The organism is Bradyrhizobium sp. CCBAU 21365 (assembly GCF_015291305.1).
Lineage (GTDB): Bacteria > Pseudomonadota > Alphaproteobacteria > Rhizobiales > Xanthobacteraceae > Bradyrhizobium > Bradyrhizobium elkanii.
The window spans coordinates 6,698,962-6,724,223 of sequence record NZ_CP030036.1 but is presented as its reverse complement, the minus strand read 5'-3'; the positions used below and the strand labels follow the sequence as shown (position 1 = coordinate 6,724,223).

Below are 25,262 nucleotides of genomic sequence, written 5' to 3'. Positions count from 1 at the left end.
CCCGCTCGCTACCGCTTGCGCGCGGGTCGGCTCGCCGGCGTCTCGAACTCCCGGCCGCGAATGCGCACCAGATCGTCGGCGGAATTTGTCAGCAGCACGACGGTAGCCGCGCGCGCCGTCTCCGCATCTCCGGCGGCGATCGCGTCCAGCACCGCGCGGTGCTCGCGCAGCGCCCGCGGACGGTGCGAGCCCGGCGCTGCGATCGTAAAACTCTGGCGCAGCGTGATCTCGAACATCTGCGCGATCGGCCAGAAGAATTCGTTGCGGGTGGCGAAATAGATCGCCTGGTGGAACGCGATGTCGGCGGCGACGAACTCCTCGTTGGTCTTTGCCGCGTCCATGCCGTCGCATCCAGCGCGGATGCGGGCGACGTCGACCTCCTCGGCATGGGTCGCCGCGAGCGCTGCCGCGGCCGGCTCGACCGCGGCGCGCAGCTGGAACAGCTTGGCGAGATAACGGTCGATCTCCGCGCTCTCGAGGTGCCAGCGCAGCACGTCGGGATCGAGCTGATTCCACTGCTCGGGCGGCCGGACCCGCGTGCCGCTCTTGGGCCGGGATTCGATCAGGCCCTTGCCGGTCAAGGTGCGGATCGCCTCGCGCACCACGGTGCGGCTGACGTCCATCATCTCGCAGATCCGGATTTCCGGCGGCAGCGTTTCGCCGACGCCGATCTCGCCGCGCACGATGCTGCTGCCGACGCGGTCGGTGACCTGGCTGTGCACGCTCCGACGCAACGCGTTGGATGTCTGGAACATCGAGGGCCTCGCTGCGGTTGCAGCCTGCGCCGCCGCCGAGCCGCGCCCTTGCACAACCGTATCCGATTTGTCATACATTATGACAAATCGGCTGCCAAGCTCACGCCGTCAGGCGGGCGGCCAACACAATAAAGATCCGTTCCCGGGAGGAGCTCCATCATGACGTCGAATCGCGTGAGCCGCCGCATTGTGCTGCAGTCGTCGGTCGCCGCGACCGCGTGGCTTGCCGCCGCGCCCGCCATCATCGGCCGCGCCGAGGCCGCGGTGATGAAGATGCGATGCTCGTCGTCGCTTCCGAACGATCCGAAATATGCCAATGGCCGCGTCTACTACGACAATCTGGTCAAGAGCCTGAAGGCGAACGGGCTCGGCGAGCAGATCGAGGTCACCTTCTTTCCCGACAACCAGCTCGGCCAGGAGATCGACGTCATCAACTCGGTGAAGCTCGGGGTGATCGACCTGATGGTGTCGGGCTCGTCGATCTCGGCGAATCTCGTGCCGCTGGTCGGCACCTTCGACCTCGGTTACCTCTTCACCAGCTTCCAGCAGCAGACCAAGGCGTTCGACGCCGGCGCGGCGAAGCCGATCGAGGCTGCGCTGCTCAAGGGCGCCGGCATTCACATCATCGGCTGGGCCTATAATTTCGGCGCGCGCAGCGTGCTGGCGAAGAAGCCGGTGAAGACGCCGGAGGATCTCGCCGGCCTGAAAATCCGCACCTTGCCCAATCCGATCATCACCGAGTGCCTGCGGCTGATGGGGGCCGCCGCAACGCCGCTGGCGTTCGGCGAGATCTACACGGCGCTGCAGGCCGGCGTGCTCGACGGCCTCGAGCACGATCCGCCGACCATCCTGGCGAGCAAGTTCTACGAGACGGCGAAACATTATGCGCTGACCCAGCACATCTTCTCGCCGCTCGCGGTCTATTTCAGCGACACCAGCTTCAACCGCATGGCGCCCAAGCTGCGCGAAGGCTTCCTCGACGCGGCGAACAAGGCCGCGACCGACACCCGCGCGCACGGCCTTGCGGTGGAGAAGGAGGCGCTGGCGGCACTGGTGGAGAAGGGCGTCACCGTCGTCGAATGCGACAAGGAGGCGTTCCGCAAGCGCGTGCTGCCGCAGACCGACAATTTCATCAAGGCGCGGCCCGAGGCCAAGGCCGTCGTCGACCTGATCCGCGCCACGCAGGCCTGAGGTCGGCGCATGTCAGTCGCCGCAGTCGAGGCGAGAAGCAGCGCCGATCGGATCACGGCGCCGCTGCTCGCGGTCAGTGACGCGATCGCCGCGGTCCTGCTCGCTGCCGATCTCGTCGTGGTGTGCGTCTCGGTGCTGGCCCGCTTCCTGTTCAACGCGCCGGTCGAATGGTCCGACGACGTCGCCCGCGGCCTGATGGTCGGGTCGAGCTTCTTCGGCGCCGCGAGCGCGCTCGCGCGCAGCGAGAATCTCGGCGTCGCCTTCTTCGTCAACATGTTGCCGCACGCCCTGCGGCGGATGGTCGACGCGGTCGGTGCGCTGCTCGTCACCATCATCGCCGGCTATGTCGCGTTCAACGCCGTCAAGATGGGCTGGCTGACCACCGGCCAGACCTCCGGCTCCGGCCTGCCGCTGGAATGGACGTTCTATCCGATGGGCGTCGGCGCGGCGTTCATGACGGTCTTCGCGTTCGAGACGTTCTGTGGCCGGCCGCTGCGCGACATGGCGGCAGCCATCGTCGCGACCGCCGTCATCGTCGGCCTTTATCTGGCCTGGGATGCATTCGCACCATCGTCCGTGCCGTCGTCGCAAACGTTGATGCTGATCGGCTTCTTCCTCACGCTGTTCGGCGGACTGCCGATCGGCTTTGCGCTGGCGCTGGCGGCGCTGATCTTCATCTGGGTCGAGGGCACGCTGCCCGGCGTGATCTTCGCCCAGCAGATGGCGCGCGGCATCGACAATTTCGTGCTGCTGGCGATCCCGTTCTTCATCCTGGTCGGCTACCTGATGGAAGCCAACGGCATGTCGGTCCGGCTGATCGAGCTGTTGCAGCGTGCGGTCGGACGGATGCGCGGCGGGCTCAACGTCGTGATGGTGATGTCGATGGTGCTGTTCTCCGGCATCTCGGGCTCCAAGATGGCCGACGTCGCCGCGGTCGGCTCGGTGCTGATCCCGGCGGCGCGGCGCTCGCGGCAGAACCCGGGCGGGGCCGTGGCGCTGCTCGCCGCCTCCGCTGTCATGGCGGAGACCATTCCGCCCTGCATCAACCTGATCATCCTCGGCTTCGTCGCCAACCTCTCGATCGGCGGACTGTTCGTCGCCGGCATGTTGCCGGCCGCGCTGATGGCGCTGGCGCTGATCGCGGTGTCGATCATCTTCGGCAAGCGTCCCGCCGCGAACGTGGAAGCCGAGCCGCGCGCCGCGGTATCGGGGCTCTGGACCGGTGCGATCGCCTCGTTCGGGCTGATCTTCATGATCTTCTTCGGCTTCAAGAGCGGCTTTGCCACCGCGACCGAAATCTCCGCCTTCGCCGCGGTCTATGCCATCGCCGTCGGCAGCCTGCTGTTCCGCGAGCTCGGTGTGAAGAGCCTCGCGCACTGCTTCGTGCAATCGGCTGTGCGTTCGGGGCTGGTGCTGTTCATTGTCGCCGCGGCGCAGTCGCTGGCCTTCATCCTGACGCTGCAGCAGGTGCCGCATGCCGTCGGCGACCTCATGCTGGCGATCTCCGGCAGCCACGGGGTCTGGCTGTTCATGCTGTTGTCGATCCTGGTGCTGGTGGTGATGGGCTCGGTGCTCGAAGGCGCCGCGGCGCTGATCATCTTCGGCCCGCTGCTGCTGCCGGTTGCCGTCAAGCTCGGCATCGATCCGCTGCATTTCGGCGTCGTCCTTGTGATCGCGATGGGGCTCGGGCTTTTTGCTCCGCCACTTGGCCTTGGGCTCTACGGCGCCTGCCTGATCGGCAACGTGCCGATCGAACAGACCATCAAGCCGATCGCGGGCTATCTCGGCCTGCTGTTGCTGTGCCTGCTGGTGATCGCCTTCGTGCCCGCCATCAGCACGGCCTTGCCGCATGCGCTCGGCTATTAGGGGAATGGAAACGTGAAGGTGCTGCTCGCCCATACCCCGCAGATGCGCCGCGATTATTACGGCGAGCGCAGCCTGAACGGTCTGCGCGCGGTCGCCGACGTCAGGCTGCACGAGGGCGAGGAGGCGCTCGACGCGGCCGCACTGGTCAGGGCCGCGGCCGATGTCGACATCATCGTCGCCGACCGCATGACGCAGGGGCGAGGGGAGATTTTCCCGCAGCTGCCGATGCTGCGCGCCTTCGTGCGCTGCGCGGTCGACATCCGCAATATCGACGTCGCCGCGGCCTCCGCCGCCGGCGTGCTGGTGACGCAGGCGAGCGCCGGCTTCGTCCAGTCGGTCGCCGAGCTCGCGCTCGGCTTCATGGTCGATCTGTCGCGCGGCGTCTCACGAGCAACCGCAGACTATCATGCGGGCAGGGCGCCCGAAATCATCATGGGCCGCCAGCTTGCGGGAAGTACGATCGGCATCATCGGCTATGGCAGCATCGGGCGCTATCTTGCCGCGATCGCAAAAGTGCTCGGCATGAATGTGCTGGTCGCCGATCCCTACGTAACGATCGATGATGCGGCGATCCGGCATCTGCCGCTCGACGATCTGCTGGTGCGCGCCGACTTCGTTGTCTGTCTCGCGATCGCCAACGCGCAGACCGAGAACCTGATCGGGCAGGCCGCACTGGCGCGGATGCAAAGGCACGCATTCTTCATCAACCTTTCGCGCGGAAACCTGGTCGACGAGGCGGCGCTGTCGGCCGCGCTGCGCGACGGCCGCATCGCGGGTGCCGCGATGGATGTTGGCCGCGCGCCGGACCAGATGCCGACGCCCGAGCTTGCGAAGCTGCACAATGTGATCGCAACGCCGCATGTCGGCGGCCTGACGCCGCAGGCGATCGAGCATCAGTCATCGGAGACGGTACGCCAGGTCGCGAAGATCGTTGCCGGCGAGATACCCGTCGGCGCGGCCAATGCCGGCCACTGGACGCGGCGGCCTCGGCCATGAAAGTTTGGCGAAGCCCAATGCCGTCCGCGGGGCTGGACAAGAGCTTCGCATCCGGCCCAGACTTGGCTCGCATAACCGCGGCCCCTGAGCGCGCGGACAATCAATGAACGGTCCCGCAACAAACGACGGGCGCCGAGAGGGAACAGGGAGGCATCACATGGCTATTTCACGCCGTGACGTTTTGTTGGGCAGCGCCGGTGCATTGGGCGCCGCATCATTTTCCTTCCCGGCGCCAGCCATCGCACAGTCAGAACCGATCAAGATCGGCTGTCTCGCGGCGATCACCGGTCCGAGCTCGGCGCCGACCGTCGGCTTCAACCGCGGGGTCAATTTCGCGGTCGACGCCATCAACGGCGCCGGCGGGGTGAAGGGCCGCAAGATCGAGCTCGTGATGCGCGACACCCAGGGCGATCCGACCAAGGCGGTGAACGCCACGCAGGAGCTGATCAGCCAGGCCAAGGTGCACGCGATCTGGGGCCCGCTGAACTCGGGCGAGGCGCTGGCGACGACGCCGATCATGGCGCGCGCCAAGATGCCGGACCTGCATCCCTGCGTGGTCGAGACCCTGATCGACCCGGTCAAGTTCCCCAACGCGTTCCGCATCGCGCCGTCGAACAACCAATGGGACGATGCCGTGCGCAATTACTGTCTCAAGATCCTCAAGGTGAAGAAGGTCGCGGTGATCGGCGACACCACCGGCTATGGCGTCACCGCGGTCGGCGCCTCCGTCGCGGCGTTCAAGAAGGACGGTGCCGAGGTGGCCTATCAGGCCAATATCGACGCCACGCAGCCCGACATGACGCCGGACATGCTTCGCGCCAAGAATGCCGGCGCGGAAGCGATCGTGGTGTGGAGCGTCTCGACCGGCATGGAGGCGCGCATGTTCAACACCCGCGCCGCGATGAACTGGGACGTGCCCTTTGTCGGGCATCCCTCGATGGCGTCGGGCGAGCTTGCGAGCCTGGTCGCCAAGCCGGAGAACTGGAAGAAGGTCTACGCGATCGGCTACAAGAGCTGCAGCTATGACGGCGCTGGCAAGCTGCCGCCGAAGAGCGCGGACCTGGTCGCGCGCCTGACCAAGGCCAACATCGCGCTGAACGACACGCTGTTGTGGTGGGTCGCGGGTGGCATCGATTGCATCGAGCTGATCGCCAAGGCGGTCGCCGAAAGCGGCTCCACCGACAGCGCCGGCATCATCAAGTACTGGAACACGCTGTCGACCTATCCCGGCTATTTCGGCAATTACCGCTTCTCGCCGACCGAGCACAACGGCTATTTGACCGAAGAGATCGTGATGTCGGAAGCCTCTACCGCCAAGGACGGCACCTTCGCGCTGGCGCCGGGGTATACATAGAAGGGCGGGGGCGCAGCCGATGCTGGCCTCGATCCTTGCATCCGGTCTCGCGGCGGGCGCGATCTACGCGCTCGTCGGCGTCACCTACAACACGATGTTCTCGACCTCGCGGGTGATGAGCTTCACCGCCGGACAACTCGCGATGCTGGGCGGCGTGTTCGGCTCGATGTTCACGCTGAAGCTCGGCCTGCCCATTGCCGTCGGCTTCGTGCTGACGCTGCTCTGCTGCGCGGTGATCGGAATCATCACCGAATTCGTCGCGGTGCGGCCGGTGCTCAAGAGCCTCGACCAGCATCTCTACGTGCTCTCGACCCTCGCGGTCGCGCTGATGATCCAGCAGATCACCGCGATCAAATGGGGCACCGAGCCGCAGCCGTTCCCGCGCATCGCAGGATTCGGCGAGGGCGTTCTCGATGAGAAGTTCTGGCTGCCGGTCCTCGCCTGCGCCGTCACCATCATCGGCCTCGAATGGCTCTACCGCCGCACCCTGGTCGGCCGCGCGTTCCTCGCCATCGCGGAGGATAATTTTGCGGCGCGGGCGCTCGGCCTGCCCGAGCGCAATCTGCGCGTCGCAAGCTACGCGCTCGCCGGCGTGGTCGGCGGCATCGCCGGATTTTCCGGCGGCCAGTTGCTGCTCGCCTTCTTCGCCAATGGCGCGCTGCTCAACTTCTACGGCTTCGTGCCGGTGGCGCTGGGCGGGCTCGGCAACAACAGAGGCGCGATCATCGGCGGGCTGGCGCTTGGTCTGTTCCAGCAGGCCGCGAACTTCCTGGTCGGCGGCATCTTCTCCTCGGTCGCGGTGTTCACGCTGTTCATCGTGGTGCTGCTCGCCGCGCCGCAAGGGCTGTTCGGCGCTTCGACCGCGCGGAGGGTGTGATGACCACGGTCGCCGCCGCTCCGTCCCGAACCGACAGCGGCGCATGGCGCGCCGCGCTGCCGCACGTCCTGCCGTTCCTCGGCATTCTGGTGGCGGCGGTGCTGCTGCCGTTCGTCAGCAACGATTACTGGGTGCTGATCGGCACCCGCATGGCGATCTACTGGGTGCTGGTGTCGGGCCTCAATCTGGTGGTCGGCTTTGCCGGCCATCTTGCGATCGGATATGTCGCGCTGCTGACGCTCGGCGCCTACACGACGAGCGTGCTGGTTGCCGGCAACGTGATGCCGGCGATTCCGGTGTTCGTCGCCTTGCCGATAGCCGGCCTGATCGGCGCGATCTTCGGTGTGGTCGTCGGTCTGCCCGCCCTCCGCCTGCGCACCTTCTACTTCGCCATGTCGACGCTCGGCTTTGCGACCATCGTGACCCAGATCGCGCTGGCCTGGCAGAGCGTGACCGGCGGCGGCATCGGCATTGCCGGTCCGGAATTCCCGGCGCCGTTCAACACGCCGTGGGGCTTCTACGCCCTCTGCATCGCCTTCGCCGCGTTGACCACCTGGATGAGCGCCAATCTCGCGCGCAGCCGGTTCGGCCGCGCCCTGATCGCGGTGCGCGACGCCGAGGTCGCCGCCGAGGCCAGCGGCATCTCCAAGCCGAAAATGCTGATCGCGATCTTCCTGTTCGCCGGCGCGCTGGCGGCGATCGCCGGCGGATTGTTCGCGACCCTGCAGACCTACATCACGCCCGATGCCTTCACCTTCGATCTCTCGGTGCTGTTCTTCATCGCGATCCTGATCGGCGGCCGCGGCTCGATCCTCGGCCCGATGCTCGGCACCATCATCCTGACCATCCTGCCCGAGATCGCGGCGCCGCTGGCGGCTTGGTCGACCTTCCTCTACGCGGTGCTGCTGCTCGTGATCGTGCTGGTGATGCCGGGCGGCATCGCGGCGTTGCTCGATTTCCGCAACCGCCGTCCGCTCGCCAGCAACCGCGCCATCGTTCCGCGCCCGGCTGCACTCGCCGACATCGTGCGCCGCAGGGACGGCGGCAAGACGCTGCAACTGCGCGGCATCGCGCTGAGCTTCGGCAATGTGAAGGCGATCGACGGTCTCGATCTCGATATCGCGCCCGGCGCGATCCACGGGCTGATCGGACCGAACGGCAGCGGCAAGACCACGACGCTGAACGTGATCTCGGGCTATTATGCCGCCAAAGCCGGCACCATGACGCTTGGCGGCGAAGTCCTGGCCGCGGGCCAACCGGTCAAGCGCGCCGCGTGCGGCGTCGCGCGCACCTTCCAGACGCCGCGGGTGATCGGCGAAGCCTCGGTGCTGGAGAACGTCATGATCGGCGGCTCGATCGAGGGCCGGGCCAATTTCGTCGAGGCGATGCTCGCACTGCCGCGCAACGGCGCCGACGAGCGTCTGCTCGCCGCCAAGGCGCACGCGCTGCTCGGCGTCGTCGGCCTCGAGGCGCTCGCCGACATACGCGCCGATCGCCTGCAGCACAGCGAGCTGCGCTTCATCGAGATCGCGCGGGCGCTGATGCTCGATCCGGACTTCCTGCTGCTCGACGAGCCCGCAGCGGGTCTTTCCAACGACGAGATCGAGCGGCTCGCCAGCCTGATCAAGGCGGTCTGCGGCCGCGGCACCGGCGTGCTGCTGGTCGAGCACCATGCCGATCTGATCTTCGACATCTGCCACCAGGTCACCGTGCTCAATCTGGGCCGGACGCTGGCGGCGGGAACCCCGGCGGAGATTCGCGTCCACAAGGAGGTCGTCAGTGCCTATCTCGGCGGCTGAACCGTTGCTCGCGGTCAATGGGCTGGAGTCCGGCTACGGCAAGATCCGTGTGCTGCACGGCATCGACGTCACGATTGCCGCCGGCGAGGTCGTGGCGCTGCTTGGGCCCAACGGTGCCGGCAAGACCACGCTGCTGCGCGCGATGTCAGGACTGTTGCCCGTCACTGCCGGGCAGGTCCGGTTCGGCGACCGCGACATGACCAACGCGACGCCGCGCGATGCCGCGCGGGCCGGGCTGGTGCATGTGATCGAGGGACATCGCGTGTTCACGCAGATTTCCGTGACCGACAATTTGCTGCTCGCAGGCTATGACCTGCCTCGCGCCGAGCGCGCCGTGCGCATCGAGGAGGCGTTGGCGTTCTTTCCCGAGATCGCCGAGAAGCGGCATGAACGCGGCGGCGCGCTGTCGGGCGGCCAGCAGCAGATGCTGACGGTGGCGCAGGGCCTGGTCCGCCGACCGCGGCTGTTGATGCTCGACGAGCCGTCCGCGGGGCTGTCGCCGGTGCTGGTCGATCGGGTCCTCAACGTCATCGGCCGGCTGCGCGAGCAGGGCACCTCCGTGCTGCTGGTCGAGCAGCTGCTGGAGAAGGCGCTCGCCTGTGCCGATCGCGTCTACGCGCTGGTGCAGGGCGCGATCGCGCTGGAGGCGCCGACCGGAGAGAGCGACCTCGCGCACCGGCTCGAGCGCGCCTATTTCGGTCATGAGAGCCACGCGTTGCAGACCTAGCCAATACAACCTGTGTGCTCGACGCCAGCAGCCGCGCAACTTGTGATCGGATGCGCGTCGGCTGCCATTGTGGCGCAATCTGCACGTGCGCCATAAAATGGCACGACAGGTGCAGGCGGCTTTGCTAAGCTTCACAGCGATACCCGATTGTGGATTATTGTCGCGTTGTTTTTAAGACTTGTTGCGGTTGCCTGCGTCTGCAGCTCTCTTCAAGAGGCCTACGATGCAATGTTTGCGTTGCGGTTGTCAGAACAGGGCGACCAATGAGTATTGCGAAGGGTGCGGCGCCTCTCTCGGAACTACGTGTGGAGCTTGCGGCCACCTCAACGGATCGAGCAGCCGATTTTGCGGAAAGTGCGGCGCTGCGCTGACGACGGCGATTGACGCGACCCAGGCTCAGCCGTCGCACGAGCATTCCCTGAGGAGCCTGCATGCCAAGGGCGGGGAGCGGAAGCGCCTCACGATTCTTTTCGCCGATATCAGCAACTCGACGGGCATCATCGATAGCCTCGGAGACCCCGAACTGGGCATGCGGCGTTTGCAGCCGGTGCTCGACCTGATGAACGAGGCGGTTCACCGCTACGGCGGCGTCGTCAACAAGGCCCAGGGCGACGGCGTCATGGCGATGTTCGGCGCCCCGCAGCCTCATGAGGATCACGCCGTTCGGGGCTGTCTCGCGGCGTTGGCGATGCAGGATGACGTCAAGCGGCTGCATGACGTCGATCTGCAAATTCGCGTCGGCGTCCACACCGGTGAGGTCGTCTTCCAGGCCATCGAGCACGGCATCTATCAAACCTATGACGCCGCGGGCGCGAACGTGCACCTCGCCAGTCGACTGGAGCACCTTGCCGAGCCCGGCACCATTCTGGTCTCGAGGGAAACCTACGCTGTCGCGAAACAGTTCGTGGAGGTGGAGGCACTCGGCGAGCAGGCCATTCGGGGGCTCGCGGCCCCCGTCGAGGTGCTCAGGCTGAGGGGCCTGCAGCATGCGCCGTCGAGCGGTGTATTCCGGACCGGACGACGGTTGAGCCCCTTGACCGGCCGCGCCGACGAGTTTGCGACGCTGACGGCCGAGCTCGAGAACACCCGCAAGGGAGATGGCCGGGTGATCGGCGTCGTGGGCGAAGCCGGCATTGGAAAGAGTCGCCTTTGCTTTGAATTTGCCGAGAGTTGTCGCAGCAAGGGCATCCGCGTCTTTGAGGCGCGTGTGCTCGCGCATGGCCGCGCAACGCCGTTTCAGCCGGTGCTGGCGCTGCTTCGGGATATTTTCGGCCTTCGCATCAAGGAAGAACCGCCGGACGTTTCGCGCCGCCGTGTCTTCGACCGGTTGGCGGCAATGCCCGTCTCCGATCATCTGGCACCCGTGTTGCTGGAATTCCTCGGCCTGGCGGACCCGCACCGGCCCGCGCCGAAACTGGATCCCAAGGCCCGCAAGGCCCAATTGCTCGATTTCGTCGGCGAACTGGTGCGCGCCGCACCTCGTGACAATGTGACGGTCGTCCTGATCGACGATCTGCACTGGATCGATCCGGCGAGCGAGGAGTTCGTCGAGGCACTTGCCGACGCCGTGGTCGGAACCACGACGATGCTCCTGGTCAATTTCAGGGCCGGATTGACCGCGCCGCTGATGCAGCGATCGCATTATCGCCAGATCAACATGGCTCCGCTTGGGCCGGCGGAGGCGCAATCGATTTTGCGCGATCATTTTGGTACCGACCCGTCGCTGGCGCTGTTGAGCAGGAACATCGTCGAGCGCGCGCACGGCAATCCGTTCTTCCTGGAAGAGCTCATGAGCGCCCTTGTCGAGCGCGGCGACTTCGAGGGCGAGAAGGGCGCGTACCGGCTGAAGGGCGGCATCGACACAATCCCGCTTCCGACGACCGTGCAGGCGGTGGTCGCGGCGCGCATCGATCGCCTCGACGAACACGCGAAACGAGCCCTCGAGGTCGCATCGGTAGCCGGGCGCGAAATTTCGCTACCCGTTCTCGACGCCGTTGCCGGACTGGCGAAGCCTGAACTGCTGGAAGCCGTAGGACATTTGCGACGCGCCGAACTGCTCTACGACGTGCCTCCCTTTGAGCAGCGGCTGATCGCGTTTCGTCACCCGCTGATCCAGGAAGTCGCCTATCTGTCGCTGTTGCACGAACGGCGCCGCGAGCTTCACGCCGCCGTCGCGCAGGCGATCGAGAAGCTGTTCAAGGATCGCGCCGAGGAACGGGCATCGCTTCTCGCCTACCACTGGGAGCATGCCGGCGAACATTTGAAGGCGGCGCAGCAGCACATGCGCGCGGCGGTCTGGGTCGGCGCGAACGATCCCAGTCAGGCTTTGCGAAGCTGGAAGAAAGTGCGTGAACTCCTGATGCACCAGCCCCCGTCGCAAATGACCGACTATCTGAAGATGATGGCCTGTGGCCAGATCGTGAATTTCGGCTGGCGCGAGGGAGTTTCCGCCGCCGATGCGCAGGTCTATTTCGAGGAAGCCCGCGGCCTCGCGCTCGCGATGGGGGACCTGCGCGCCAACACGCTGATTCACGCTGCCTACGGCCGGATCTTGGCGAATGGCGGCTCGGCCGACGAGTATGTCCAGCGAGTGCTGGAAGCCAAGGCGCTTGCCGACACCGGCACCGACACCAGCGTCCAGGTCACGCTGAAGGCCATTCTCTGCCACGCGCTCCGGCTCTCGGGCCGGATGTCGCAGGCGCTGCAGATGAACATGGAGGCGGCGGCGCGCGCCTCGGAAATCGTGAAGTCGGACCGGGAGACGCTTGGATTCGACGTCGAGATCTGGCTGACCGCCATGCGCGGGCAAACACTCGTGATGCTGGGGCGCGGGTCCGAGGCCCGGCCGCTGCTCGATCGCGTGCTGCAACTGGATGGCAGCCAGGTCGATGCCATTCACTACGTCATTCCGAGCCTCGCCTATGTCGACCTCGCCTGGTCCGAAGGCGACGTCGGACTGGCCCAGCACCACGCCGATCGCGCCTTCGCGCTCGCGGTCAAAAGCGGCAATCCATATCTGCGCGTCTACGCCCAGGCCAGCCGCGGCCTGTCCCATCTGGTTGCAGGCCGGATCACATCATCGATCGAGGATCTGTCGGCCGCGCTCGACTTCGCGCGAACCCGCAAGGCCGGCCTCGAAAACGAAGCACGGATTCTCGCCGACCTGGCGAACGCGTATCGGTTGAAAGGAGATGCGGCGGCGGCGTTGTCCGCCGTCAACGAGGCGATTGCGGTTGCGGTCAAGCGGCACGCGCGCATTCCGGAATGCCTTGCCCGATCGGTTCGCGCCGATCTGCTGTTGCGCTCCGGGCGCGGCGATGAGGCCGAGGAGGGCGCGAAGGAACTGGACCGCGCGACCGCGCTGCTTCACGAGACCGGCGCAATGATCTTCGCGCCCTTTGTCGGTGGCGCGGGAAAGACGGTCAAAGCGAGTCGAAGTTCGAACGAAGCCAATAATATTTGAGTTGCGAGTGAAATTTGTTCTGATCCCATTCGGATGATCTCATGTTGTTCGCGAACGCGATGGGCGAACCGGTCGGCAAGGGAAGCGCCCGCGCGTGCAGGCACGCGCTCCTTTGCGACATCCTGGCCGATTTCAGGCGTGCGTTTCCCGATCTGCTTTTCGAGCTCGACGAAGGCAGCGCAACCGTCAATGCTCAGGCCTTCATTCGTGGCAACGACCGCGTCGTGCGGATCTATGGCGGACTGGCTCACCACGCGGCGATGAACGCCGACGGCCTGGTTTTCGCCCTGCTTCACGAGGTCGGACACCATCTGTCGAAAGGCGGCCGGCTCGCCGCCAATTCCGAGCTCGGCTGCGAGTGCGCGGCCGACCGCTGGATTCTCGCCAAGGGCGCGGCCCGGCTGCGCAAGCAGACCGGGCGCACGCTCTCGATCGAGCGCGCGGTATCGAGCATCGAGCAATTGACTGCGCTTGCCGCCTGCGACCGGAGAGCTCGCAAGCGTGGCCCAAGCGTGTGCTGGGCCGATCATTGGCCAAGGCGCAAACATGTCCTGGTTCGACCGGAGGCCGCGCCGGCAATTCCGCGGTGTTATCTGTCCGAGTTTTTACGACTGAATCAAATTGCACAAAGGGAGACGACAAATGGGTGCTCTACTTCCCGTCGGCAGCGGTCCCGATGCTGAAATCGTGGACCGGCTGAACCAGCTGTTCAGCGGTACGGAGCTGGCGGCCCTTCGCAGGCACAACAAGAAGGAAAAGCTCTTTGATCCGTATCATCGATTGCGGCGCGTCGCGTTCCGCATCGGAGCTTACCCGAGCAGGGACTACGGCAACGATGACGCCAAGCGGAAATGGTTCTTCTTTCTCCATCATGTATTGCCAGAGGAAACGCAGGACGCGATCAAGAAGATCCTGGGCGATGCGATGACCCGAACCGCGATCAAGGCGGTGAAGTTCTCGGTCGAGGAGAACAGCCAGGTCCGTCATCCCCACCTGTTTCCGAGCAATAGCGAGCCGCTCACGAGTTACCTGAATGGCGCCGGCAATGCATATCTGGTCCATCTGGTCGTGCAGGGACCGATGGATGACAGCGCGGAGGATCCGCCTGGCGACAACGATACCGATAGCGGTGAACAGCCGATCGTCTGGCCGAAGCTTGAGCTCCGCAGGCCATCCTTCGGGCGGAGCAAATCGGGCGGCGCGAAGGGCGCTGCCAAGAAAAAGGCCGTCAGCAAGAAGAAGGTCGGCAAAAAGGCCGCCAAGCGTCCGCGCAAGCGTTGACGAGGCGATCACGGCGGTTGATTGTGGCGGCAAGGGTCGACGGATGCGTCGGCCCTTCTGTCTCCAGGTCGTCCTGAAATCTGGCTGGCGGCAGCGCCCGCTGCCGGCTGCCCAAAGTCCGCTACGGCGCCGGTCCAGCCTGTTCCGTTGCGGATGAAATGCTGCGTCCGATGCGACTTCCCTTTTTCTATGGCTGGATCATCGTCGCGGTGACCTTCGTCACCATGGCGATCGGCGTCAACGCGCGTACGGCGTTCTCGCTGTTCTATCCGCCGATCATCTCAGAATTCGGCTGGGAGCGCGGCATCACGGCCGGCGCCTTCTCGTTCGGCTTTGTCGCCTCGGCGATCGCAAGTCCGCTGATCGGACGGTTGATGGACCGCGGCGGTCCGCGCGCGGTGATGGAGCTTGGCGTGCTCTTGATGGGCTCGGGCCTGCTGCTGGCGCCGCTGACCACGCAGCCCTGGCACCTCTATCTCACGATCGGCGTGCTGGTCGGCGCCGGCAGCGTCTGCCTCGGCTATTCCGGACAATCGTTGTTCGTGCCGAACTGGTTCGTCCGCCGTCGCGGACTTGCGATCGGGCTCGCCTTCGCCGGCGTCGGTATCGGCTCGGTGACGCTGCTGCCATGGGTGCAGCACATGATCGAGCACACCGGCTGGCGCACCGCCTGCACCGCAATGGGGATCGTGGTGCTGGTCGTGCTCGCGCCGATCAATCTCTTGCTGCACAAGCGGCCGGAGGACATCGGCCTGCAGCCGGACGGCGATGCCGCGCCGACGGCGACGTCGGCCAGGCCGGCGTCGAATATCGTCGACCCGGTGTGGGCCGGCACCGACTGGACGCTGCCGCGTGCGCTGCGCACCGCGCGGTTCTGGTGGATCGCGATCGGCTATTTCTGCGGCCTGTACATCTGGTACGCGGTGCAGGTGCATCAGACCAAATTCCTGCTCGACATCGGCTTCAGCTCCAGCGTCAGCGTCTGGGCGCTTGGCGTCGTCAGCCTGCTCGGCATTCCCGGCCAGATCTGGCTCGGGCATCTCTCCGATCGCATCGGCCGGGAATGGGTGTGGGCGATCTCCTGCTTCGGCTTCGTGATCTGCTTCGCCGCGCTCGCCGCCTTGAAATACTGGCCGAACATGGCGCTGATCTATCTCATGGTCTTCACCCAGGGCGCGCTTGGTTATGGCCTGACATCCGTGATGGGACCGGTTGTGCTCGAGATCTTCCAGGGCAAGCATTACGGCAGCATCTTCGGCACCGTGATGCTGGCTGCGCTTGCCGGCGGCGCTGCGGGCCCCTGGATCACCGGCCAGCTCTATGATCTCTCGGGCAGCTACACCAGCGCCTTCCTGCTCGGGATCGCCGTCAGCCTGCTGTCGGCAGTTGCGATCTGGCAGGCCTCGCCCCGCAAGGTCCGCGCCGTCGCCGGACAGATGCACAAGGTCGCAAGCGCGGCCTGACGTGTCAGGCCGACGAAACCCCGATCGCGCGCTGCAGGTCGGTGATCGCGCGCAGGCAGCTGTCGGCGGGGGTGGTTTCCGGATCGATCAGGCGGTGCAGTCGGAAACCATCTTCCAGCGCCAGCACGATCGCTCCGGTCCAGTCCGGATCGAGTCTGCCGTTCCTGCCGCTATTCTTCTGCGCAGTCGTGACGATGTCGGCGATCAGCTTGCGTCGCGCGCGCAGGCGCTTGGCAAGCTCGGGCCGGCGCTTCTCGGCACGGGCCACGAACAGGATCATCTCCATGTGCAGGAGAGGGGAGCGGCCGAGCGGATCCTGCCGGCTGCGATCCATGGTGCGCAGCGCCTCGAGGAAGTCGGCCAGGTTCCTGTGCCGGGCGAGCAAATCGAGATTGCGCCGGATCGATTGCTCGACGTGATCCTCGAGCATCGCGAAGATCAGCTCGTCCTTGCTCTTGAAGTTCGAATAGAAGGCGCCGCGGGTGAAGCCCGCCGCGGCCGCGATCGCCTCGATGCTGGCGCCGCCGATGCCCTGTTCCTCGAACACCCGCGCCGCCGCCTCGAACAGCTTCTCGCAGGTGTCGTCCCGTGTCGGTCTGGTTCGAACCCTTGACATCGGCGCATTTTAGGGCAGAATGCAACTCGATACAAGAGTGTATCGAATTGCATTCGAGAACCAGAACAGCCGCATCCGTGATGATGCGGTCTTGAGGATGACACCAGGGCGCGCCAAGCTGCATGCACCGGCGTAGCGAGCGAACGAGGTCACCATGAACGAGCAAGTTCAGCCGGCGAGCGGCGAGCCGCTTTTCAATCCACTGGCGCCCGAATTCATTCGCAATCCCTATCCGTATTACGAGCGGCTGCGCCGCCTCGATCCGATGCATGTCAATGTGCACGGCGCCTTCGTCGCCAGCCGGCACGCCGAGGCGAGCCTCGTGCTGCGCGACAAGCGGTTCGGCAAGGATTTTGCCGAGCGCTCGATCCGCCGCTACGGTCCGAAGATCATGGAAGAGCCGGTCTTCCGCAGCATGAGCCACTGGATGCTGCAGCAGGATCCGCCCGACCACACCCGCCTGCGCGGCCTTGTCGTCAAGGCCTTCACCGCGCGCCGGGTCGAGGACATGCGTCCGCGCATCCAGCATGTCGTCGACGAGACGCTCGACCGCATCATTCCGCAAGGCAAGATGGACCTGATCGAGGATTTCGCGTTCCGTCTGCCGGTCACGATCATCTGCGACATGCTCGGCATCCCCGAGGAACACCGCGAGGCCTTCTACAACGGTTCGCGCGATGGCGGTCGCATCCTCGAGCCGGTGCCGCTGACGCCCGAGGAAATCAAGCAGGGCAACACCGCCAATGCGATGGCGGCGATGTATTTCCATCAGCTGTTCGAGCTGCGCCGCAAACAGCCCGGCGACGACCTCACCACCCAGCTGGTGCAGGCCGAAGAGGACGGCCAGAAGCTCACCAATGAGGAGCTGACCGGCAACATCATCCTGCTGTTCGGCGCCGGCCACGAGACGACCGTGAACCTGATCGGCAACGGCCTGCTGGCGCTGTTCCGCAACCCGGACCAACTCGCGCTGCTGAAGGCCAATCCCAGCCTGATCATCAATGCGATCGAGGAGTTTCTGCGTTACGATTCCTCGGTGCAGCTGACCGGCCGTGTCGCGCTGGAGGACATCGACGACCTCGGTGGCAAGCGCATCCCGAAGGGCGAGAGCGTGCTGTGCCTGCTCGGCTCGGCCAATCACGACGAGGCTGTTTACCCCGATCACCCCGAAAGGCTCGACATCCGGCGGCCGAACGTCAAGCCGCTGTCGTTCGGCGGCGGCATCCATTTCTGCCTCGGCGCCCAGCTGGCGCGGATCGAGGCCGAGATCGCGATCTCGACGTTGCTGCGCCGGATTCCCGACCTGCGGCTCGATGACGCGGAAAATCCGGAGTGGCGGCCGACCTTCGTCCTGCGCGGGCTGAAGCGGCTGCCGGCGAGTTGGTGACGTTCCCGCGGGACAGCGATCCGCGGCGGGGCCGGCACACGCACGCTTGAACGGGAAATCCACTATCTGTCCGAAGTCCCAGCAGTAAACCGGCTGTGACTTCGCCGTACTTGTCTCTATATTTGGGGCGCTCCGGCCAGAGGTTGGCAAAGGGTTCAGCATGAGGAGGCTGCCGCGGAGCTGGCTCAAAGGGAGACACCGTGCAGACAACGCTGCTCGGCCTGGCAATTGCCTTCATTCTTGCACTGGTCGCGGCGCTGGTCGGTCCGTATTTCGTTGACTGGAACCAGTTCCGGCCGCAGTTCGAGGCGGAGGCGTCCAAGATCATCGGCGTGCCGGTCCGCGTCGCCGGCAATCTCGACGCGCGTCTGCTGCCGGCACCCTCGCTGCGGTTGAAGACCGTCACCGTCGGCGGCGCCAACGACCTCGGCAAGGTCCGGGCCGCCAATCTCGACGTCGAGCTCAGCCTGAGCTCGCTGATGCGCGGCGAGTGGCGCGCGAACGAGCTCACCATCAACGGCGCGTCGCTCGATCTCGGGCTCGACCCGAAAGGGCGGATCGACTGGTCGCCGTCGAGCGGGAGCTTCAACCTCGCTTCACTGGCGATCGACCGGCTCAACCTGACCGGCCGCATCGCGCTGCATGATGCCGCGAGCCGCAGCACGCTCGAGCTGAACGACATTGCCTTCAGCGGCGACGTCCGCTCGCTTGCCGGCGCGATCCGCGGCGACGGCAATTTCATGTTCGACGGCAACCGCTACCCGTTTCGGGTCTCCTCGGGGCAAAGCGCCGATGGTAGCGGCACCCGTCTGCACTTCAGCATCGATCCCGGGCAGCGGCCGGTGTCGGCCGATCTCGACGGCATCCTGACCTTCGAGGCCCGCGCGCCGCGGTTCGAGGGCACACTGACGCTGGCGGGTGCGCCCGGCCAGCGCGGCGGCGATGCGCCGCCATGGCGGATCGCCGCCAAGGTGAAATCGGATTATTCGGCGGCGCGGCTCGACCAGATCGAGGTGAGCTATGGCGCCGAGGATCGTGCGCTGAAGCTCGCTGGCAATGGCGACCTGCGTTTCGGTGCGTCGCCGCTGCTGCGCGCCTCGCTTACGGCGCGGCAGCTCGACGGCGACAAGTTCGCCGCCAAGGATAGCGCCAAGGACAGCAACAATGGCAATGTCGAGCCGGTCCGCGTGCTGCCGGCCATGCGCGTGGTGTTGTCGGGTCTTCCGCAAAGCCCGATACCGGCGCAGGTCGAGCTGGCGTCCGAGCAGATCATGCTCGGCGGCCGTCCGTTGCAGGACATCTCGGCGGAGCTGCAATCGGATGCGAAATCCTGGACAGTGCGCCGGCTGGAATTTCGCGCGCCGGGATCCACGCGGGTCTCGATGAGCGGTGCCAGCGCGCAAGCCGGAGCCGCGAATACCTTCAAGACCGCGCTCAACATCGAATCGTCCGATCCCGACGCGCTGATGACCTGGCTGCAGGGGCGCGGCGACGTCACCTATCGCAGCCAGAGGCCGCTGCGTTTGCGCGGCGACGTCATGGTGTCGCCATCAGGCTTTTCGATCGACGCGATGAAGGCGGAGATCGAAAGCGGCACGCTCGAGGGCCGCGTCGCAGTTACGCACCGCGAGGCAACCAGCGGCTCGAAGGTCGAGGCGCAGTTGAAGGCGGATCGGCTCGACCTCGACGCGACCGCGGCATTGATCCGCTCGCTGGCCGGTCCGCAAGGCGAATGGCCCGACGAGGCGCAGCTGTCGCTCGACGTCGGGCGCGCGGTCTCTTCCGGGCAGGAATTGCGGCCGCTGCTGGCGAAGATCGCCTATAGCCCGAAGAACATCGTGCTCGAGCGCGTCAGGATCGGCCAGCCCGACAATGTCACGCTGGACGGCAGCGGCAATTTCGACCGCGCCAATTCGACCGGCAAGCTTGCCGTCGACGCGACCGCCGCGTCGCTCGGCCGGCTGACCGCTGTGGTTCAGCCGTTCGCGCCGGCGCTGGCCGCGCGGCTTGGCGTGCTCCGCGCGGATGCCGGCCCGGTCCGCGCCAAGTTCGCGCTCGACCTCGGCAAGGGCAAGGCTGCCGATCGCGTCAGCGCGCGCGCGACGCTCGATCTCGACACGCCGCAACTCAAGGGCAATACGGTGATCTCGGCGACGCCGCAGGTGGCTGCGATCCGTGGGCTGGATTTCGATGCACTCCGCAGCAACGAGGTTACAGCGGAGACGAAATTCTCGGCCGGCGATGGCAATGCTTTGCTGGCACTGCTTGGGCTTGACCATGCGGTCGCAGCCGGTGCCGGTTCGACGCAATTCGAGGGCACGGTGATCGGCGCGTGGCGCGCGCCGTTGCGGCTGAAGGCAAGGCTCTGGGGCGCAGGGCTCGACGCGGATGCCGAAGGGACCGCGGAGCCTTGGACCAGGGACGGGGCCAGCGAGAGCAAATCGAGCATCAGCCTCCGCGTTCGCAGCGCCGACATCAGTCCGCTGCTCAATCTGAAACCAGCCGATCCGGTCGCAAACATCCGCCTGTCGTCGAAGCTGACGCTCGCGGGCGACAGGCTGAGCTTCGACGATCTCGACAGCATCATCGCCGGTTCACGGCTGCGCGGCCATCTGGCGCTGATGCTCGCCGATCAGAAAAGCGTCGACGGCGAAGTCGGTCTCGATCAGATCACGCTGGCGCCGATTTTCGCGGCCGCGATCGGCGCGGCCGGTCACGATGCGACGGAGCCGCTCGGCCAGGGGCTCACGAGCGCCTGGCGCGGCAAGGTCACGTTCGAAGCGTTGCACGGTCTGCTGCCGGGGGGCGCCGAGCTGCAGCCGGTCCGCGGCACCATCAGGTCGGACGGGCAGTCGCTGACCTTTGACGGCATCAAGGGCAAGATCGGCGGCGGCGAGGCGACTGCCACCATCGATGCGCGACAGGGCGCCAACGGACTTGCGCTCAGCGCCAATGTGCAGCTGTCCGGCATCGACAGTTCAGCCTTGCGCTACCGCAGTCTCGCGATGCCCAAGGGACGCGCCTCGATGCAGATGACATTGTTGACGCAGGGCCGCAGCGCCTCGGCGTTGACCGGCGCGCTGTCCGGCAGCGGCACCGTGACGCTGGAGGGGCTGAGCCTTCCGGGTCTCGATCCGCGCGCCTTCGAGGTTGCGATCCGCGCCAGCGATTCCGGGCAGGCGACCGACGACACGCGGCTGCGGCAGATCGTCGAACCGGCGCTCGCGGGTGGCGCGCTGTCGATTGCTTCGGCGCAAATCCCCTTCAACATCCGCGACGGCCGCCTCCGGGTCGGCGCCACCACGCTCGCGGCGAACGGCGCCAATGCGATCGTATCCGGCGGCTACGACATTCCGGCCGACCAGGCCGACATTCGCGCCGCCCTGGCATCGACGCAGGTCGGCACGGCCAACAGCCGACCGGAGATCCAGCTGCTTGCCGTGGGTACGCCCGACGGATTGTCGCGCAGCATCGACATTGCAGCGCTGTCGTCGTGGCTTGCGGTGCGCGCGATCGACCGGGAGACCAAGCGGCTCGACGCCATCGAGCGCGGCGAACCGGCGCCGCCGCCGACCCCGACGGCTCTTCCGCATCCGGCCGAGCCGGCGCCGGATGCGTCCAACCCAAATTCGACAGGATTGCCTTCCGCCAACTTGCCGGGGCCCGGCCCCGATCCGCGCCGCGTGCCGGCGAAGCCGAAGATCGTTGCGCCGCGGCCGCCGACTGTCCCGCCGGTCGCCACCGCGCCCGCCATTGCGCCGCCCGCGTCGGTTGCGAGCCAGCCGCAGCTGGCGCCGCTGCCGCCGCCGATCGAGGTCAAACCGGTGCCCGGCGCAGCCAAGTCAAGGCCGCTGCGACCGCCACTGTCGTTGACGCCGCAGGTCGCCAATCCGCCGCCGCGGCCAGCGATGCAGAACTAAGGCATGATCCGGAAAAGTGCGAAGCGGTTTTCCCTCGCGACAAACGCGGGACGCGTTTGCGCGGAGATCATGTTCAAACAAAGAGCTAAAGCGCGATGACGATTCAGCCTAATCACATCGCGCTTTAAACACGCCTTCAAGGGAAGTGGGCATCGGTTCGCCTCGAGAAAGCGCGCCAAACGAAGCGCTGGCTCACGATCGGTGCTCGAGAATATTGATCAGCTTGCCGAAGGGATCGCGGACGAAGAAGCGCCGCACGCCCCATGGCTCGTCCGCCGGTCCGTATTCGATCGCGATGCGGGCTGCCTTCATTCGGCGCAGGGCCTCGTCGAGATCATCGACCTCGATCGAGAGATCAGGTACCGGCGTGCCGGAGCCACCTTCGGAAGCGAAGCTGATTTGAGCCTGCATTGTTTCGGATGAACCGTAAGTCGCAAACCAACCGAAATCCATCAGTGGCTCGAGGCCGAGCAGGTCCCGATAGAACGACCTCGCTGCCGCTGTGTCCGATGCGGCAACGTTCGCGACGATCCGACCTTCATGCTGAAGCCCGCGCGTCGGAACGACCGTCTGCCGATGGCGACGGTCGGAGAGGCCGTCAGGCCTGCTGTCGCGTGTCGACCTGTTGCGGCCTGACATCCGCGGGCACCGCCGGCGTGGCCCGCGAGCGGAAGTAGTCGAGCACGAAGAGCCGGATCGCGGAGGACAGATTGCCCTGCTGACGGTTGTTGTCGATCTCGCCGACCAACTCCGACAGCGTCATGTTCCGCAGACCGGAAATCTCCTTCATGCCATTCCAGAAAGCTTCTTCGAGGCTGACGCTGGTCTTGTGTCCGGCGACGACGATCGAGCGCTTGACGACGGGAGACTTCATGATGCGTCTCCGTTTTCGATGCGGTGCTGATCGAGCACGCGCGCGTTGCGCTCGCCGAGAAATTCGTCACGCGCTCGTTCGGATTTGGTGCGACCGAATAGCGCACGATTGGCTTCGGCCTGCTTCGCTGCTTGTTCGCGCTCACCGCGCTTCTTGAATCGTTTCAGGTTGACCACGTCGCCCATGCTCGTCGTCCTCATCGTCCCCAGAGCGGAATTGGTGATGCATCGTGACGAAAGCAAGAGCGACTGCACTACGCGCCCGGCTCGATATTCATCCCGAATCCCCATTTGATGCTCTGATAGCATCAAAGAATCCGTTTCGCTCTGCGAAAACTAGACGTCTGTACCACGCGCCAGCGCAGAGCTCATAGGTAACGCGCCTTAGTCTTTAGGCGTTATGATCCATAATTATATCACGCGCGCTGACCGTAATTATCCGGACAATGCGCGCTTCGCTTTAGCCCGGGTGTGTCATTTTGTCCGGCTGCACGAGGCGATCGAACTCATCCGCGGAAACAAATCCGAGCCGCAAAGCCTCCTCCTTCAGCGTCGTTCCGCGCGCATGCGCCGACTTGGCGACCTTGGCTGCGTTATCGTAACCGATCTTCGGCGCGAGCGCCGTGACCAGCATCAGCGATCGCTGCATCAGTTCGTTGATGCGCTTTTCGTCGGCGCGTATTCCGACAACGCAATGCTCGGTAAATGAGCGGACAACGTCAGACAGCAACTGAATGGAATTTATCATACAATATGCCAGCACGGGCTTGTACACGTTCAGCTCGAAATGGCCCTGGCTGCCGGCGACGGTGATCGTGGTCTGATTGCCGAACACCTGGCAGCAGACCATGGTCATGGCTTCGCACTGGGTCGGATTGACCTTGCCCGGCATGATCGACGAGCCCGGCTCGTTCTCGGGCAGGATCAACTCGCCGAGGCCCGAGCGCGGGCCCGAGCCGAGCAAGCGGATGTCGTTGGCGATCTTGAACAGGCCGGTCGCCACCGAGTTGATCGCGCCGTGCACCAGCACATAGGCGTCGTTGGAAGCCAGCGCCTCGAACTTGTTGGCCGCGCTGGTGAACGGCAGCTTGGTGATCTTGGCGACGTGGCGCGCGAAGGTTTTCGCAAATCGCGGCTTCGAGTTGAGGCCGGTGCCGACGGCGGTGCCGCCCTGCGCGAGCGGAAACAGATCCTTCACCGCGACGCGCAGCCGCGCGATGCCGCTCTCGACCTGCGCGGCGTAGCCGGAGAATTCCTGGCCGAGCGTCAGCGGCGTCGCATCCTGGGTGTGGGTGCGCCCGATCTTGACGATCCCGGCAAACGCCTTCTCCTTGTTGCGCAACGCGCGATGCAGTTCGGTGAGTGCCGGAATCAGATCGGCGACGATGCGGCTCGCTGCGGCGATATGCATCGCGGTCGGAAACGAGTCGTTCGACGACTGACTCATGTTGACGTGATCGTTCGGATGTATCGGCTTCTTGGCGCCAAGCTCGCCGCCGAGCATCTGGTTGGCGCGGTTGGCGATCACCTCGTTCACGTTCATGTTGCTCTGCGTGCCCGAGCCGGTCTGCCAGACCACCAGCGGGAAGTTGTCGTCGAGCTTGCCTTCGATCACTTCCTTGGCTGCGCGGATGATGGCGCCGGCGCGGCGCGCATCGAGCTGGCCGAGCTCGCGATTGGTCTCCGCGGCCGCAAGCTTCACGATGCCGAGTGCATGGACGATCGCGATCGGCATCCGGTCGTGGCCGATCTTGAAATTCTGCCGCGAGCGTTCGGTCTGCGCGCCCCAATAGCGGTCGGCGGGAACGTCGATCGGACCGAAGCTGTCGGTCTCGCTGCGGGTCTTTGCCTTGGAGGGGATCGTCGATCGAGCCATCATGCTTTCCGTGGATGCTTGCCGTTGCGTCATCAAAATGTGGCCCACCGCGGCAACGCGACAGCGTCCGCGCGAAGAGCACGTTGATGCAGAAGGTAGGCCGGGATGACGATTTGTCATCCCGATCCCGGCAAGCATCCTACAAGGTCGAGGCGTGATCTGCGCTTAGATTATTTCTTGCGGAAGCGGTCCAGCCGCACGACCTCGGCGCCTTCGCTGGGCTTCGCGGGCTCCTGCTCGGTCTCGGCGCTCTCGGCCGTTGTCTGGGCCGCAGGGGCGGGCAGGGGAGAGGCCGGCGCCGTGGCGGGAGGGGCTTCTTCGGACAGTGCGTCCGAGACGTCGAAGCGCAAATCGAACGGCGCGGACGGATCGAGGAAGCGCGTCACCGCGGCGAACGGCACGGTCAGCCGCTCGGGAATCCCGCCGAACGACAGGCCGACCTCGAAGCGATCCTCGGTCACCACCAGATCCCAGAACTGGTGCTGCAGGATGATGGTCATCTCCTCCGGATACTGCGCGAGCAGCCGGGGCGACAGCTTCACGCCGTCGCCGTGCGACAGGAAGGTGATGTAGAAATGGTGTTCGCCCGGCAGGCCATGTTCGGCGGCGTCGGACAACACCCGGCGCAGCACCCCGCGCAGCGCGTCGCGCGCCAGCACGTCATATCGGATGTGATCGGTCGCCATGGTGATCCTGTCGCTTCGAAATGCCCGCCAGGGCGGCGCCGGACCGTCCGACTCGCCCTTCTCCCATGCTACCCTGCCGGGAGCCGGAAATCAGCAGGGCCGGCAGCTGAAATGCGGGCGGGCGCCCGATTG

The 25,262-nt window shown here is 65.6% G+C and carries 20 protein-coding genes; 13 read left to right on the top strand and 7 right to left on the bottom strand.

Annotated features, from left to right (window positions below):
- Nucleotides 1-8: 8 nt before the first annotated feature.
- Entirely contained in the window at nucleotides 9-755 is a 747-nt protein-coding gene (locus tag XI02_RS31740) for a FadR/GntR family transcriptional regulator (protein ID WP_240536896.1), read from the bottom strand.
- 159 nt (nucleotides 756-914) lie between these two features.
- On the opposite strand from XI02_RS31740, the gene XI02_RS31735 reads away from it, so the two are divergent.
- The 11 genes from XI02_RS31735 (at nucleotide 915) to XI02_RS31685 (ending at nucleotide 15,772) form a co-directional block, all read left to right on the top strand.
- Nucleotides 915-1,946, top strand: coding sequence for a TRAP transporter substrate-binding protein (locus XI02_RS31735; protein WP_018273005.1), 1,032 nt, complete (start codon nucleotides 915-917; stop codon nucleotides 1,944-1,946).
- A 9-nt stretch (nucleotides 1,947-1,955) separates the two neighbouring features.
- A complete protein-coding gene (locus XI02_RS31730; RefSeq protein ID WP_172647445.1) occupies nucleotides 1,956-3,812 on the top strand; it encodes a TRAP transporter large permease subunit in 1,857 nt (618 codons plus the stop codon).
- Nucleotides 3,813-3,824: 12 nt separating this feature from the next.
- The gene (locus XI02_RS31725) at nucleotides 3,825-4,808 is read left to right on the top strand and encodes an NAD(P)-dependent oxidoreductase (protein ID WP_172647446.1); all 984 of its coding nucleotides are present in this window, start codon (nucleotides 3,825-3,827) and stop codon (nucleotides 4,806-4,808) included.
- A gap of 157 nt (nucleotides 4,809-4,965) precedes the next feature.
- Nucleotides 4,966-6,162, top strand: coding sequence for an ABC transporter substrate-binding protein (locus XI02_RS31720; protein ID WP_225164325.1), 1,197 nt, complete (start codon nucleotides 4,966-4,968; stop codon nucleotides 6,160-6,162).
- 19 nt (nucleotides 6,163-6,181) lie between these two features.
- Nucleotides 6,182-7,039: a branched-chain amino acid ABC transporter permease gene (locus tag XI02_RS31715; RefSeq protein WP_018273004.1), complete on the top strand. Its 858-nt coding sequence runs from the start codon at nucleotides 6,182-6,184 to the stop codon at nucleotides 7,037-7,039.
- Nucleotides 7,039-8,838, top strand: coding sequence for an ATP-binding cassette domain-containing protein (locus XI02_RS31710; protein ID WP_172647447.1), 1,800 nt, complete (start codon nucleotides 7,039-7,041; stop codon nucleotides 8,836-8,838). The genes XI02_RS31715 and XI02_RS31710 overlap by 1 nt, the downstream gene beginning before the upstream one ends.
- On the top strand, nucleotides 8,819-9,565 hold the full coding sequence (locus XI02_RS31705) for an ABC transporter ATP-binding protein (protein ID WP_018273003.1): 747 nt from the start codon (nucleotides 8,819-8,821) through the stop codon (nucleotides 9,563-9,565). The genes XI02_RS31710 and XI02_RS31705 overlap by 20 nt, the downstream gene beginning before the upstream one ends.
- Before the next feature lie 223 nt (nucleotides 9,566-9,788).
- Nucleotides 9,789-13,028, top strand: coding sequence for an AAA family ATPase (locus XI02_RS31700; RefSeq protein WP_172647448.1), 3,240 nt, complete (start codon nucleotides 9,789-9,791; stop codon nucleotides 13,026-13,028).
- Between the two features lie 41 nt (nucleotides 13,029-13,069).
- The gene (locus tag XI02_RS31695) at nucleotides 13,070-13,711 is read left to right on the top strand and encodes a hypothetical protein (RefSeq protein ID WP_172647449.1); all 642 of its coding nucleotides are present in this window, start codon (nucleotides 13,070-13,072) and stop codon (nucleotides 13,709-13,711) included.
- Between the two features lie 4 nt (nucleotides 13,712-13,715).
- Complete coding sequence (locus XI02_RS31690) at nucleotides 13,716-14,309, top strand: hypothetical protein (RefSeq protein WP_244620838.1); 594 nt, start codon at nucleotides 13,716-13,718, stop codon at nucleotides 14,307-14,309.
- 170 nt (nucleotides 14,310-14,479) lie between these two features.
- Nucleotides 14,480-15,772 (top strand): MFS transporter, encoded by a 1,293-nt coding sequence (locus XI02_RS31685; RefSeq protein WP_085964964.1) that lies wholly within the window; start codon nucleotides 14,480-14,482, stop codon nucleotides 15,770-15,772.
- A 4-nt stretch (nucleotides 15,773-15,776) separates the two neighbouring features.
- Here the strand turns inward: XI02_RS31685 and XI02_RS31680 are convergent, their stop codons facing one another.
- Entirely contained in the window at nucleotides 15,777-16,388 is a 612-nt protein-coding gene (locus XI02_RS31680) for a TetR/AcrR family transcriptional regulator (protein ID WP_016846722.1), read from the bottom strand.
- A 154-nt stretch (nucleotides 16,389-16,542) separates the two neighbouring features.
- Here XI02_RS31680 and XI02_RS31675 point away from each other — a divergent pair, with 154 nt between their 5' ends.
- A complete protein-coding gene (locus XI02_RS31675; protein WP_172647450.1) occupies nucleotides 16,543-17,775 on the top strand; it encodes a cytochrome P450 in 1,233 nt (410 codons plus the stop codon).
- A 200-nt stretch (nucleotides 17,776-17,975) separates the two neighbouring features.
- Nucleotides 17,976-21,695 (top strand): AsmA-like C-terminal region-containing protein, encoded by a 3,720-nt coding sequence (locus XI02_RS31670; RefSeq protein ID WP_172647451.1) that lies wholly within the window; start codon nucleotides 17,976-17,978, stop codon nucleotides 21,693-21,695.
- A gap of 192 nt (nucleotides 21,696-21,887) precedes the next feature.
- On the opposite strand, the gene XI02_RS31665 is transcribed toward XI02_RS31670, so the two are convergent.
- The 5 genes from XI02_RS31665 to XI02_RS31645 form a co-directional block, all read right to left on the bottom strand.
- Complete coding sequence (locus XI02_RS31665) at nucleotides 21,888-22,226, bottom strand: VOC family protein (RefSeq protein WP_244981138.1); 339 nt, start codon at nucleotides 22,224-22,226, stop codon at nucleotides 21,888-21,890.
- 67 nt (nucleotides 22,227-22,293) lie between these two features.
- Nucleotides 22,294-22,569: a ribbon-helix-helix domain-containing protein gene (locus XI02_RS31660; protein ID WP_016841077.1), complete on the bottom strand. Its 276-nt coding sequence runs from the start codon at nucleotides 22,567-22,569 to the stop codon at nucleotides 22,294-22,296.
- Nucleotides 22,566-22,754: a DUF4169 family protein gene (locus XI02_RS31655; protein WP_016841076.1), complete on the bottom strand. Its 189-nt coding sequence runs from the start codon at nucleotides 22,752-22,754 to the stop codon at nucleotides 22,566-22,568. The genes XI02_RS31660 and XI02_RS31655 overlap by 4 nt, the downstream gene beginning before the upstream one ends.
- A gap of 274 nt (nucleotides 22,755-23,028) precedes the next feature.
- A complete protein-coding gene (gene fumC, locus XI02_RS31650) occupies nucleotides 23,029-24,447 on the bottom strand; it encodes a class II fumarate hydratase (protein WP_172647453.1) in 1,419 nt (472 codons plus the stop codon).
- 167 nt (nucleotides 24,448-24,614) lie between these two features.
- Nucleotides 24,615-25,130, bottom strand: coding sequence for an SspB family protein (locus XI02_RS31645; RefSeq protein ID WP_172647454.1), 516 nt, complete (start codon nucleotides 25,128-25,130; stop codon nucleotides 24,615-24,617).
- Nucleotides 25,131-25,262 lie beyond the last annotated feature (132 nt).